The sequence below is a fragment of the Halomonas kalidii genome (assembly GCF_030010475.1).
Taxonomy (GTDB): Bacteria; Pseudomonadota; Gammaproteobacteria; order Pseudomonadales; family Halomonadaceae; genus Halomonas; species Halomonas heilongjiangensis.
Genome location: NZ_JASCQN010000013.1, coordinates 1 through 13,158, shown reverse-complemented (window position 1 = coordinate 13,158; position 13,158 = coordinate 1). Strand labels below are relative to the sequence as shown.

The window sequence follows — 13,158 nt, the reverse complement described above, 5'->3', positions numbered from 1 at the left end:
CCCCCGAGTCGACGCCAGCGACTCAAGCGTTGTCAAAAATTGATGAGGTATCAATATGAAGATCAATGTTCTCGGTGGCGGCCCCGCGGGTCTCTACTTCGCCTATCTCGCCCGCAAGCGCCTCGGTAAGGTGGAAATCCACGTCCACGAACGTAATGCGCCCGACGCCACCTTCGGCTTCGGCGTCGTCCTCGCCGGCGCGGGCCTGGCCCGGCTGGAGAAGGCGGATGCCGAGAGTTTCGCCCGGTTGCGCGGCATCACCAAGCGGCTCGGCAACCAGGAGATCATCTTGGACGGGCAGGCCGTCTCCATCGAGGGGGAGGAGTACGGCGGTGCCGTCGAAAGGCTGCAATTGCTGAAGGTGCTGCAGGAACTCTGCGCCGAGGTCGGCGTGCAGGTCACCCACCATGATGGCATCAGCGACGTCGGGGCATTGGAGGATGCCGACCTGCTGGTCGGCGCGGACGGCGCCAACTCGACCCTGCGCCGCACCTATGCCCACGCCTTCGGCACCCATGGCAGCCAGCTCTCCAATGCCTTCGCCTGGTATGGCGCCGAGCGAGTGCACGACCGCCCGACGCTCAGCTTCCGCAAGGCCGGAGGAGGCGCCTTCTGTGCGCACTACTACCCCTATACGGATCGTCGGTGCACCTTCGTCATGGAGTGCGATCGCGCCGCCTGGGAAGGCTGTAATTTCGGCGAGATGACCGAGGAGCAACGGCAGGCCTTCGTCGAGGAACTCTATACGGAAGAGCTGCAGGGTGGCCCGCTCATCTCCAACAAGTCCGAATGGCGGAACTTCCAGCCGGTCTGGAACGATCACTGGACCTACGGCCACCGGGTGCTGATCGGCGATGCCGTCCGGCGGGCGCACTTCTCCATCGGCTCGGGCACGCGGATCGCGATGGAGGACTCCATCGCCCTGGTCAAGGCCCTGGCGGTGAAGGGCGACATCTCGACGGCACTCACCACTTATGTGGCCACCCGCAAACCGGCCGCCGACAAGCTGATCGGCGCGGCCCAGGAGAGCTACAGCTGGTACGAGGAGATGGGCCGGCATATGCAAGCCGACAGCCCCCACGCCTTCGCCCTCGATTACCTGACCCGCACCAGCCGAGTCGATACGAGGCGCGTCGCGTCCGACTACCCCGCCTTCATGAAGGCCCTCGCGGCCGAACGCGTGAGGATGACCCAATGACGCCCTGTGCTTTCTTTCCCTCGACGGAGGCCGTCATCAGCGAGGCGCCGCTGATCATCCGTCGCGTGGTGCGCTGGGGTGACTGCGATCCCGCCGGCATCGTCTACACGCCGCGCTTCCTCGACTACACGATCTCGGCTCATGAAGCCTTCATCGGTCTGATGCTGGGCGGGCCGATCCACAGTACCAAGACGAGCCTGAAGGTGAACTTCCCGGTGCGGGGCGTCGAGCTCGACTTTCGCTCACCGCTGCCGGTCGACACCCAGTTCGACATGGAGGTTCGGGTGGGCGAGATCCGCTCGCGCACCTTCGACCTCCACGTCACGGCCACAAGGGTCGCCGCCGAGCCAGCGCACCAGGGGCCGGTCGCCTTCCTCGCCCGCATCAGCCCGGTCACCGTGGATGGCGCCAGCTGGACCGCCGTGCCCCTGCCGGACGCGCTGAGATCCCGGATCTCGGCCTATGCCGACGCCTACCCCCTGCACTCGGAGACATCGCTATGAAGACCTACCGGATCGGGCAGATCGTGCCCTCATCCAACATCACCATGGAGACCGAGATCCCCGCCATGCTCCGGCAGCGGGAGGCCATCCGTCCAGAGCGCTTCACCTTTCATTCCAGCCGGATGCGCATGAAGAAGGTGACGCCGGAGGAACTGGCCGCGATGGACCGCGACTCCCTGCGCTGCGCGCGCGAGCTGGCGGATGCCGACGTCGACGTGATGGGTTACGCCTGTCTGGTGGCGATCATGAGCCAGGGGCTCGGCTATCACCGCACCGCCAGGGCGAACCTGGAAGGCGCGGTCGCCGAAGAGGGGAAATCGATTCCCGTCATCTCCTCGGCCGGTGCGCTGGTGGAAGGACTCAAGGAGCTGGGTATCAAGCGGGTCAGCCTGCTCATGCCCTACATGAAGCCGCTGGCCGCCAAGGTCACCGAGTACATCGAGAGCGAGGGATTCGAGATCCAGGACAGCCTGGCGCTGGAGATCGAGGACAACCTCGCCGTGGCCGCGCGCGACCCGATGGCCCTCACCGAAGACGTGAAACGGCTCAACACCAAGGGCGTCGACGCTGTGGTTCTCTCGGCCTGCGTGCAGATGCCGTCGCTGGCGGCACTGGCACCGGTCGAGGCGCGACTGGGCATCCCAGTGACCTCGGCCGCGGCCTGCACGGTCCGTTCGATGCTCAAGGCCATGCGCCTGGAGCCGGTAGCCCCGAATGCGGGTGCCATGTTGTCCGGCGACCTGGAACCGGCCCACTAACCGATCGAGAAGGTCAGCTTGTCAACCCTCAGCCGGTCGTCCCGGCTGCCAGATCAGAGGAAAGCCCCCATGAAAACAATCACAACAGTTCTCGCCGCCGCGCTGCTCACCCTTTCCGCGGGAACGGTTCAGGCCACGACCCAGGTCCGGATGCTCAAGACCTGGGACGATCGCTATCCCGGCTCAACGGTGATCTGCGATCGCTACGCCGAACTGCTCGAGGACGCCTCGAATGGCGAGATCCAGGTCCAAATGATGGGTCCCGAGACCATCCCGCCACTCGAGCAGCTGGAACCCACGCGCAACGGCCTCTTCCAGGTCCTCTGCACCTATCCCGGGTTTCACACCGGCTCCGCCACCCTGTTGACCGGACTGGAGAGCATCCGCCCCGACGCCGAGGCCTTCCGTGAAAGCGGGGCGATGGACGTGATCCAGGAGACCTATGCCAGCCTCGGCGTGCATGCCATCTCGGTACCGCTGGGCCATGGCTACTGGATCTATCTCAACCGCGACCTGTCGAGCCGCAGCGACCTGGACGGGCTGCAGATCCGCGCCCTTCCCCCGCAGCACCCCTACATCAGCGCAATCGGCGGCACGCCGGTGGTGATGTCCCCGGCCGAGATGTTCAGTGCGCTGGAGCGTGGCGTGGTGGACGGCGCGCTCTTTCCGGCTGCGGGAGCGGCGGGCTACGGCTTCGCCGAGGTCACCCACCAATACTTCGATGCCGGTGCTACCGCTCCCCATATCATCGTGGCCAATGCCGCCTTCTGGAACGGCTTGCCCGAGGAGGTGCGAACGATCTTCGAAACGCAGGCGGAAGTGCTCGAGCACGAGGTTCCCGCGACCTATGACCGCCTGAATGCCGAGGAGCACGACAAGATGGCCGCCGCCGGCATGGAACTGCTGACGCTCGACAGCGAGGTCGCCGACACGCTGTCCGAGGCCATCGTCAGCGGTGCCTGGCGCTTCGCAGCGAGCCGCAACCCGGATGCCGCCGAAGAACTGCGCGCCACCGTCGAAGCGGCCGGGCTGCTCAGCAACTGAAGCGATGACGTGCCGGGATCGTTCCACCCAAGAAGAACGACCCGGCATGTCAACGGGAGGAAAACACATGCTACCCCTGCTCACGAAAGCCCACGACGCCACCAGCGAACTCGGGCTCTATACCGGGCTGCTCGCCCTGGCCTTGATCGCCCTACTCACCTTCATCGGCACGATGTCGCGTTATTTCATCGGCGCACCGATCGGCTGGATACCGGACTGGTCGAATTACCTGCTGGCGGGCTCCGTCTTCGTCACCGCCCCCGCGGTCACCAAACGCGGGCTGCATGTCAGCATGGACATGCTGCCTTCGCTCCTGGAGGCGTCCATCCTGCGCAAGGCGGTGATCGCCATTGCCGCGGCCTTGACCTGCGCGATTCTCGCCGTGGTGAGTTGGCTCCTGCTGCGTAGCCTCACCGACGCCTGGGCCTCCGGCACGACCACTGCCGCCGCCTACCCGATCCCGCGCTGGTGGCTGCTCGCGGTCATCCTGTACGGCTTCGCCTCCTCGGGACTCCACGTCCTGCGGGCAGGCATCGCCGCCCTCTTCGTCGATCCCGCCGTCTATGCCTCCGGGCCTACCAAAGGAGCCTGACCCATGGCGATCTATGCCGGTTTCCTCACCCTGGCCGGGCTCTTCCTGCTTGGCGTCCCCGTCTTTGCTGCCTTCTTCGGCTTCAACATCATCGCCGCCGTCCTGCTGATGGGGCCGCAGATGCTGTCGATCTTCTCGGCCTCGATCCTCGATACGGTCACCACCGCGGAGCTGGTCACGGTGCCGCTGTTCATTCTCATGGGGGAGCTGCTCTTCCGCTCGGGCTGCATTGCGATCCTGTTCGACGCTGTCGACGACATCATCGGCCGCATCCGTGGCCGGCAATATGTCATCGTCGTCGTGATCTCGGTTCTCCTCGGCGCGCTTTCTGGCTCGGCCGTCGCCGTGGCCGCCATGCTCGGCCGCACCGTCATGGTCGAAGGTATCAAGCGCGGCGGCGATCGCAAGCTGCTCGCGGGTCTCATTCTCGGCGGCTCCTGCCTCGCCCCGATCATCCCCCCGAGCTTCCTCGTCGTGCTGATCGGCATGCTCTCGGGCACCTCGATTTCGGCACTGCTCGCGGCCGGCGTGCTACCAGGCCTCGTCGCGGGGGCACTCTTCTTTCTCTATGTCCAGGTAACGCTCCACCTCGATCCCACCCGCGACCTCGAGCGCACGGAGACCCGGTCACGGCGACCCATCTGGATGGCCGTGATATCGCTGATGCCGTTTTCCATCGTGATCTTCTCGGTCCTGGGGCTGATCCTGCTCGGCATCGCCACCCCCAGCGAGTCCGCCGCCAGTGGCGTCGTGGGTGCCCTGGTCATCGCCGCGGTCTATCGCAAGCTCACGGTGAAGATGGTGGTCGAAGCCCTGAAGGGGGCCATGCTGATGTCATCGATGATCCTGCTGATCATGGCGGCCTCGAAGATTCTCACTCAGCTAATGGCGTTCTCGGGATTTACTCACGAGCTGGTGGCCTTCCTCACGGCACTGGACCTCTCGACACTGGCGGTCCTGATCCTGCTGATGCTGATTCCCTTCGTGCTGTGCATGTTCCTTGATCAGATCGCGCTGATGTTGATCCTCATCCCGATCTACCAACCGTTGCTTGCCATCTTCGGGTTCGACCCGCTGGTCTTCTGGACGCTTTTCCTCCTGAATCTCACCCTCGGTGCGATCACACCGCCCTTCGGCTATGCCCTGTTCGCCCTCAGCGCCTCGAGCCCACGCGAGGTCAGCCTGAAGGACATCTACACCGCGGCCTGGCCATTCATCGGCCTGATCGTCTTGACGATGGTCCTGACCTACAGCTTCCCGGCGCTGGTCACCTGGCTTCCCTCACACTTCTGATCTGGAGGGCAGGACGAACCCGTCGAGCGGAGCCTCAAGCCCTGGCTCAATGGTCTCGCCCGTCCAGCATTGGAAACAGCCGCCGAGGCACCAGCCACAGGAAGAGCAACATGCCGAACAGCTCCACCAGCGACTGGAAGACCACCACGACCACCGCCGCCTCGAGGCCGGCCGGCAGCGCCAGGGCCAGCGGCAGGACCACGAAGGAGTTGCGCGAGCCGAAGCTGAAGGCCAGCACCCGGCCCTGGGCGGCCGGCAGCCGGAAGGCCCATGCCGTGATACGCGCCAGCAGCGCCGCGATGGTCAGGAAGGCCACGAACACCGGCAGCAGCCAGCCGATCAGCCCCGGGGAACCGACCACCTGATCGACCTGTCCCGCCGCCACCGCGAACAGCACCAGCGCCAGCAGCGGGACCGGCAGCCAGCCCAGCCCCTCGAGCAGCCGCCGGCGCCTCGGCGCCCGGCCGGCCCAGCGCTCGGTGAGGAAGGCCGCCGCCAGCGGCAGCAGGATCAGACCGCCGAAGGCCAGCAGCAGCTCCCGCTGGATCAGGCCGGCCAGCCCCGCCTGGCCCAGGAACAGCCAGAGGTAGAGCGGCAGCAGGACGAGCTGCAGCAGCAGGCTCAGCGGGGTGAAGGCGATGGCGGTGGGGGTGTCGCCCCCGCCGAGGTGGGTGAAGGAGAGAAACCAGTCGGTACAGGGCACCAGCAGCACCAGCAATACGCCGAGCCGCAGCGCCGGGTCGGCCGGCAGCCACTGCACCAGGCCCCACACGATCGGCGGAATCACCACGAAGTTGCCGAGCACCGCCGCGGCGAGAAAGCGTGCATTCGCCAACCGCCGATGCAGCCCCACCAGCGGCACCTGGGTGAAGGTCGCATAGAGCAGCAGGCCCAGCAGCGGCCAGAGCAGCGCCTCGAGCACGCCGACCCTGCCGGGTGAGTGAGTGCCCACCGCCAGGCCGGCGAGGACCGCCGCCAGGTAGAGAAGGACCTGGTACTTCTCGAGCCGGTCGCGCCACGCAAGCGGGCTCAAGGGTCACCCACGCAGCATCTCCAGGTACTGCTTGAGCACCACGGCATTGTTGTGGCGCTCATCCTTCGAGCCGAAGACCAGGGTGACCGACTCGCCGCGGGCCCGCTCGGCCAGGCCGCGCAATGTGTCCCGGTGGGCCTTGAGTTCGCCCAGGTAGCGCCGCCGGAACTCGCCCCAGCCGAGCGACCCGTCATGGAAGGCCTTGCGCAGGTCGCTGCTCGGGGCGACCTCCTTGCGCCATTCGTCGATCCTGGCCTCTTCCCTGGGAACGCCCCGCGGCCAGAGCCGGTCGACCAGCACGCGATGGCCATCCCGCGGGCTCGGCGCCTCGAAGGCGCGTTTCAGCATGATGCTCACTGGCGTACCTCCCCCCCTGCTTGCGTCGGTATCGAGCAGCGTAGTCCATTCGCCGTGCCACGAATTTCTCGACGATGGCGGCATATTCGCCGAATAAAGGCGCCGAGGCTGCCCCTATGGGGTCAGACCCCAACCAGGTCACGAAGCCCGTCATGGTGCGCCTTGCGAGCGGATTCGACGCCGCCGTGGTCTGCCCCCCTAGGGACCGGCAGCGCTGGCAGTCCATCGCCGGATCGACCTCAACCAGCCGATGTTTCCGCGTCCAGCGTATCGCCCACCCGGATCGTCCGGTCCTCGCCGGCCAGCAGCGTGGCGTTGTGGCCGAAATAGGCCCCCGTCGCCAGGCTCATGCTGGCCAGGGTTCGGAGCGGCTCCTTCGGTGCCGGGGCCTCGCCGGTCTGCTGGTCGAGGGTGATGATCTTGCAGCGCTGGCAGGGCTTGCGCATGCCCAGCCGATAACCGTTTCCGGCCAGGGAGTCCCAACCGTGCTCGGCGAAGGGAGTGCTGCCCTCGACGACGATGTTGGGCCGGAAGCGGGCCATGGGGACCGCGCCCTCCCCCTTGGCCTCGAGCACCTCGTTGAGGACCGCCAGCGACGACTCGGCCGTCACCAGGAACGGGAAACCATCGGCGTAGGCGGTATGCGCCTGCTCGCCCTGCTGATAGCGCGGGTCCACGCGGCGCTGCTGATCCGGCGCGAAGCGCACCAGCCGCAGGCCGCTGCCCTTCCAGTCGCCCAGCACCCGGCCCAGCCAGTCGGCGGCCTCGGCGCCCTCGTCGAGCCCCTGGCACTGGTCCTCCCAGACATGGGTGGTGACCCGCGGCTGGTCGTCACGCGCCAGCGCGATCCGCAGCGGCGGGACCTCGGGGTGTTCCAGCACCAGCGCATCGGCATCGAGGCGCACCGCCACCTGGGCCATGCGCGGCAGCTGGCGCTGGGTGACGAAGCGGCCGACATCGTCGATGACCATCCAATGACGATCGAAGGCGAGCCCGCGTGGGCCCAGCGTCGCCTGCTCGAGCGCGATGCCGCGCAGCGACTTGACCGGATAGATGTTGAGCTGGGTGATGCGCATCCTCGACTCCCTGGATCGTCACTGAACCCCTTGAATTTTATCATGGATCCAATCCACGAATGAGCGGACCTTGCCCACTTCCGCCATGTGCTCCGGGTAGGCCATGTAATAGGCGTCCCGGCTCTTCAATCGGAAGCCCCAGGGAATGACCAGCTTGCCCTCCTCGAGCTCCTCCTGGGCGAGAAAGTGCGGAAGCAAGGCGACGCCACAGCCGGCCTGAGCGGCTCGCAAGGCCATGTAGAACGAATCGAACCGCGGGCCATGGTAGCTGTGCTCGGTATACTGCTGCTGGGCCTCGAACCAGTCGTGCCAGGCTTCCGGGCGAGTCGCGCTCTGCAGCAGCACCAGCCGGGTCAGGTCCAGCGGCTCATCGATCGCCACCCCATCCAGAATGGCGGGAGAGCAGACGGGCACCATCTCCTCATCGCGTATCTTGATGCATTCCGTTCTCGGCCAGGCGCCATGACCAAAGAAGAACACCACCTCGACCCGCTCTTCCTCCATGTCGAAGGGCTCGGAGCGATTGATGATGTTCAGGTTGATATCGGGATGGCGATAGCGAAAGCCATTGAGACGCGGAATCAGCCAGCGTGCCCCGAAGGTCGGCAGGGTGGCCACGTTCAGGACATCGGACTTGCCACCATATGACTGCATGTAGCGCGTCGACATCTCCACATGGGCGAGGATCTTGCGCGCCTCGTTGAGGTACACCGCCCCTTCCGGCGTCAGCTGCAGGCGCCGCCGTACGCGCCTGAAGAGCGGATGCTGGAGCATCGACTCCAGTTGGGCGACCTGCTTGCTCACCGCGCTCTGGGTCAGGCTCAGCTCGTCGGCGGCCCGCGTGAAGCTCAGGTGCCTGGCGGCCGCTTCGAAACACTGCAGTCCGGCAAGGGAAGGAAGGTGCGGTCGACTCATGATGGCCACCCAGGGTCACGAAAATAAGGAATAATGTTTGGATTAAACATCGTTTGCTGGCGCTTCACCACCCTAGTGATACTGCATTCACGTGATCCACTGACGACAACGATAGGATAAAGAATGATTAACGCTATCATGCAGCGCCTCGGCGTTGCCTCCGAGCAGTATCAGCAGGGCGACCTGGTGGTCACCACCCCCATCGACGGCAGTGTCATCGGCCGCCTCACGCCCGCCACCCCCGACCAGGTCGATGCCGCCATCGACGCCGCTCAACAGGCCTTCCTGGCCTGGCGCGAGGTCCCCGCCCCGCGCCGCGGCGAGCTGGTCCGGCTATTCGGCGACCAGCTGCGCCGCCACAAGGAGGATCTCGGGGCGCTGGTCACCTGGGAGTGCGGCAAGATCCTCCAGGAGGGCCTCGGCGAAGTTCAGGAGATGATCGACATCTGCGACCTGGCCGTGGGCCAGTCGCGTCAGCTCTTCGGCCTGACCATCGCCTCCGAGCGCCCCGGCCACCACATGCGCGAGTCCTGGCATCCGCTGGGCCCGGTCGGCCTGATCACCGCCTTCAACTTCCCGGTCGCTCCCTGGGCCTGGAACGCGGCCCTGGCGCTGGTCTGCGGCGACAGCCTGCTGTGGAAGCCTTCCGAGAAGACCCCGCTCACCGCACTGGCCTGCCAGGCGCTGCTGGAGCGCGCCATGGCCGAGTTCGGCGATGACGCCCCCGCGCATCTCAGTCAGGTGATCATCGGTGAGCGCGAGCCTGGTGAACGGCTGGTCAACGACCCCCGCGTGCCCCTGATCAGCGCCACCGGCAGCACCCGCATGGGCCGTGAAGTCGGTCCCCGTGTCGCCGCGCGCTTCGGGCGCAGCATCCTCGAGCTGGGTGGCAACAACGGCATGATCCTGACGCCCAGTGCCGACCTCGACATGGCCGTGCGTGCCATCCTGTTCTCGGCGGTGGGCACCGCCGGCCAGCGCTGCACCACCCTGCGCCGACTGGTGGTTCATGAGTCCATTCGGGAAGAAGTTGTCGAGCGCCTGAAGCAGGCCTACGCCGGCATCTCCATCGGCAACCCCCTGGAGGGCAGCCTGATCGGCCCGCTGATCGACCGCCAGGCCTTCGATGCCATGCAGGCGGTGCTGACCCAGGCTCGCGAGCAGGGCGCCAAGGTGTTCGGCGGCGAGCGCCAACTGGGCGAGCAACACCCCGAGGGGTATTACGTGGCACCGGCCATCGTCGAAGTCGAGGCCCAGGACGAGCTGGTCAGGAACGAGACCTTCGCGCCGATCCTCTACGTGCTCGGCTACAGCGACCTCGATGAGGCCATCGCCCTGAACAACGACGTGCCCCAGGGGCTGTCGTCGTGCATCTTCACCACCGACGTCCGCGAGGCCGAGACCTTCGTCTCCGCCGTCGGCAGCGACTGCGGCATCGCCAACGTCAACATCGGCCCCAGTGGCGCCGAGATCGGCGGCGCCTTCGGTGGCGAGAAGGAGACCGGTGGCGGCCGCGAGTCGGGCTCCGATGTGTGGAAGACCTACATGCGTCGCCAGACCAACACCGTCAACTACTCCCGCGAGCTGCCCCTGGCCCAGGGCATCAAGTTCGACTGATACCACCCGGGCGAACAGGTCGCCGCCCCTGGCGGCGGCCTATTGGCGGACACACATCCTCTCGGGGAAAAGAACAATGTCAGAGCCGCTGGCAAGAGAGCAATGGAGTAGCCGCCCGACGAAGCCTTCGGCAACCGGTCCAGGCACGGGAGTCATCATGAAGGAGCGTTGTCTTTGGTATGACACGTCGCCGGAACCACCCTTGAATCTGGCCCCGCTGCTGGGCGACCACACCGCCGAGGTGGCGGTCATCGGTGGCGGCATTACCGGGCTCAGTACCGCGCTGCATCTCGCCGAGATGGGCGTCGGCGTGACCCTGATCGAGGCAGGCGACATACCCACCGGCGCCTCGGGACGCAACGTCGGCCTGGTCAACGCGGGACTGTGGATTCCGCCTGATGACATCCTCGAGGCCCTGGGCGAGGAGATCGGCGAGCGCGCCAACGCGGTGCTAGGCGGCGCGCCCGCGGAAGTCTTTTCGCTGATCGAGCGCCACGGGATCGATTGCCAGGCGACCCGCACCGGTTCCCTGCACCTGGCCCACAATGGCAAGGGTGAGCAGGAACTCGTGCGCCGCGCCGAGCAGTGGCTGCGACGCGGCGCCCCCGTGGAGCTGCTCGAGGACGACGCCTGCCGAGACCGCGTGGGCACCCGGCGCATCCGCCGCGCCCTGCTCGACCACCGGGCCGGCACCCTGAACCCCACCGCCTACACTCGGGGCCTGGCGCGCGCCGCCAAGGAGGCCGGCGCACACCTGCATACCCACACTGCCGCCACCGCCGTCGCCAGGGACGGGGATGCCTGGCGGGTGACGACCGGCAACGGCAGCGTCAAGGCCCAGCGCCTGGTGCTCGCCACCAACGCCTACACCGAGGATCGCTGGAACGAGGTCCGCCATCACTTCTTTCCCGGCCACTTCTTCCAGGTCGCCTCCCGGCCGCTACCCGCGGATCTCGCCGGAGACATCCTACCCGAGCGTCAGGGCGCCTGGGATACCCGCCTGGTGCTGAGCAGCATGCGGCGCGATGCCGACGGGCGCCTGATACTCGGCAGCCTGGGCCGTGGAGACGGCAGGCCAATGTCCTATCTCCGCTGCTGGGCCAACCGCATCCAGCGTCATTACTTCCCCCAGCTGGGCAGGGTCGAGTGGGAATGCACCTGGACGGGACGGGTTGCCTTCACACCCGACCATACGCTGCGTCTCTTCGAGGTCGCGCCCGGCGTATTGGGGGTATCGGGCTACAACGGACGCGGCGTCACCACCGGCACCGTGGTGGGCAAGGGCTTTGCCAGATACTTGGCGACCGGCGATGACGCCTCGCTACCCATGCCGATACGCTCCCCCCGGCCGATACGGGCCAAGTCCCTCCGGAGCTCGAGCTACGAGAGTGGCTTCACGCTCTACCACACGGGCCAGTGCCTTCGCGTACTGAGTTGAGTCTGGCCCAGCCCCAAAAACAATACCTACCAACCCAAGGTAATCGACATGACAACTCCAGAAAGTCCGATCGACTATCAACGGCCAGGCCTGCTGCTGGCGCTCACTCCCGTCGTCCTGACGTTGCTGGTACTGGCGGTACAACTGTTCTATTTCGGCGACTTCACGCCCCACATTCCCCTGGCCATCGGCCTGGCGATCACGGCGCTGGTCGGCGTCAAACTCGGCTTCCGGTGGAAACAGATCGAAGAGGGCATCTTTCACGTCATCCACGTGTCCCTGCCCTCCGTCTCGGTGTTGATCTGCGTCGGCATGATCATCGGCGTGTGGATCGCCAGCGGCACCGTGCCGACCCTGATCTACTACGGCCTGACGATCCTCTCGCCGGCCATCTTCCTGGCGGCGGCCATGCTGCTCTGCTCGGTCGTCTCGCTGGCGCTGGGCACCTCCTGGGGCACGGTCGGCACGGTCGGCCTGGCGCTGATGGGCATCGGCGCGGGCTTCGACATCCCGATGTACTGGACCGCCGGCGCGGTGGTGTCGGGCGCCTTCTTCGGCGACAAGATCTCGCCGCTGTCGGATACCACGAACCTCGCCCCGGCGGTCACCGGCACGGACGTCTTCTCGCATATCAAGAACATGATGCCGACGACGATCCCGGCGATGCTGATCGCCTTCGTCATCTACCTGGTGGCGGGCTTCACCCTGATCGACGACGATGGCGCCTCCTTCGAGCGGATCGATGCCATCACCGCCGCGCTGCAGGCGAACTTCACCATCTCGGCCTGGCTGCTGCTGCCGGCGGTGCTGGTGATCGCGCTCGCGGTCAAGCGCATGCCGCCCATCCCGTCGCTGTTCGCCGGCGCCCTGGCCGGGGCGGTCACCGCCATGCTCGTGCAGGGGGTCGGCGTGCACGATGTGCTGACCTATGCCAACAGCGGCTATTCGATCGATACCGGCGTCGCCGCCATCGACAGCCTGCTCAACCGCGGCGGCATCCAGTCGATGATGTGGACCATCTCGCTGGTGCTCATCGCGCTGGGCTTCGGCGGTGCGCTGGAGAAGACCGGCTGCCTGGAGGCGATCATCCGCGCGATCATGACCAAGGTGCGTAGCTTCAAGGGAGTGCAGACCGCGGCGGTGCTGACCTCGGTGTCCACCAACCTGGTCGCCGGCGACCCCTACCTCTCCATCGCCCTGCCCGGCCGCATGTACGCCCCCACCTACCGCGGCATGGGCTATTCGACCCTCAACCTGTCCCGCGCCATCGAGGAAGGCGGAACGCTCATCTCGCCGCTGATCCCGTGGAACGCCGGCGGGGCCTTCGTGATCAG

The 13,158-nt window shown here is 66.4% G+C and carries 13 protein-coding genes; 9 read left to right on the top strand and 4 right to left on the bottom strand.

Annotation, left to right across the window (positions count from 1 at the left end; genetic code table 11):
- Positions 1-55 precede the first annotated feature (55 nt).
- From QLQ85_RS02405 to QLQ85_RS02380, 6 genes are all read left to right on the top strand, one after another.
- Complete coding sequence (locus QLQ85_RS02405) at positions 56-1,198, top strand: FAD-dependent monooxygenase (RefSeq protein ID WP_282737526.1); 1,143 nt, start codon at positions 56-58, stop codon at positions 1,196-1,198.
- On the top strand, positions 1,195-1,701 hold the full coding sequence (locus QLQ85_RS02400) for an acyl-CoA thioesterase (RefSeq protein ID WP_282737525.1): 507 nt from the start codon (positions 1,195-1,197) through the stop codon (positions 1,699-1,701). Before QLQ85_RS02405 ends, QLQ85_RS02400 begins: the two co-directional genes overlap by 4 nt.
- Entirely contained in the window at positions 1,698-2,459 is a 762-nt protein-coding gene (locus QLQ85_RS02395) for a maleate cis-trans isomerase family protein (protein ID WP_282737524.1), read from the top strand. The genes QLQ85_RS02400 and QLQ85_RS02395 overlap by 4 nt, the downstream gene beginning before the upstream one ends.
- Positions 2,460-2,528: 69 nt before the next feature.
- Positions 2,529-3,503, top strand: a complete 975-nt coding sequence (gene dctP / locus QLQ85_RS02390; protein ID WP_282737523.1) for a TRAP transporter substrate-binding protein DctP — start codon at positions 2,529-2,531, stop codon at positions 3,501-3,503.
- A 67-nt stretch (positions 3,504-3,570) separates the two neighbouring features.
- Complete coding sequence (locus QLQ85_RS02385) at positions 3,571-4,095, top strand: TRAP transporter small permease (RefSeq protein WP_282737522.1); 525 nt, start codon at positions 3,571-3,573, stop codon at positions 4,093-4,095.
- A 3-nt stretch (positions 4,096-4,098) separates the two neighbouring features.
- The gene (locus tag QLQ85_RS02380; protein WP_282737521.1) at positions 4,099-5,388 is read left to right on the top strand and encodes a TRAP transporter large permease; all 1,290 of its coding nucleotides are present in this window, start codon (positions 4,099-4,101) and stop codon (positions 5,386-5,388) included.
- Between the two features lie 46 nt (positions 5,389-5,434).
- Here the strand turns inward: QLQ85_RS02380 and QLQ85_RS02375 are convergent, their stop codons facing one another.
- From QLQ85_RS02375 to gcvA, 4 genes are all read right to left on the bottom strand, one after another.
- Positions 5,435-6,421 carry an arsenic resistance protein gene (locus QLQ85_RS02375; protein ID WP_282737520.1) on the bottom strand — a complete coding sequence of 329 codons (987 nt, stop codon included), beginning with the start codon at positions 6,419-6,421 and terminating at the stop codon, positions 5,435-5,437.
- 3 nt (positions 6,422-6,424) lie between these two features.
- Positions 6,425-6,769, bottom strand: coding sequence for a DUF488 domain-containing protein (locus QLQ85_RS02370; protein ID WP_282737541.1), 345 nt, complete (start codon positions 6,767-6,769; stop codon positions 6,425-6,427).
- Positions 6,770-7,017: 248 nt separating this feature from the next.
- Positions 7,018-7,854: an MOSC domain-containing protein gene (locus tag QLQ85_RS02365; RefSeq protein ID WP_282737519.1), complete on the bottom strand. Its 837-nt coding sequence runs from the start codon at positions 7,852-7,854 to the stop codon at positions 7,018-7,020.
- 18 nt (positions 7,855-7,872) lie between these two features.
- Positions 7,873-8,769 carry a transcriptional regulator GcvA gene (gene gcvA / locus QLQ85_RS02360; protein WP_282737518.1) on the bottom strand — a complete coding sequence of 299 codons (897 nt, stop codon included), beginning with the start codon at positions 8,767-8,769 and terminating at the stop codon, positions 7,873-7,875.
- A 123-nt stretch (positions 8,770-8,892) separates the two neighbouring features.
- On the opposite strand from gcvA, the gene amaB reads away from it, so the two are divergent.
- The 3 genes from amaB to nhaC form a co-directional block, all read left to right on the top strand.
- Complete coding sequence (gene amaB, locus QLQ85_RS02355; protein WP_282737517.1) at positions 8,893-10,386, top strand: L-piperidine-6-carboxylate dehydrogenase; 1,494 nt, start codon at positions 8,893-8,895, stop codon at positions 10,384-10,386.
- Between the two features lie 157 nt (positions 10,387-10,543).
- Positions 10,544-11,824, top strand: a complete 1,281-nt coding sequence (gene amaA, locus QLQ85_RS02350; protein ID WP_456070042.1) for an L-pipecolate oxidase — start codon at positions 10,544-10,546, stop codon at positions 11,822-11,824.
- A 48-nt stretch (positions 11,825-11,872) separates the two neighbouring features.
- The coding region (gene nhaC, locus QLQ85_RS02345; protein WP_282737515.1) for a Na+/H+ antiporter NhaC at positions 11,873-13,158 on the top strand (1,286 nt) is incomplete at its 3' end.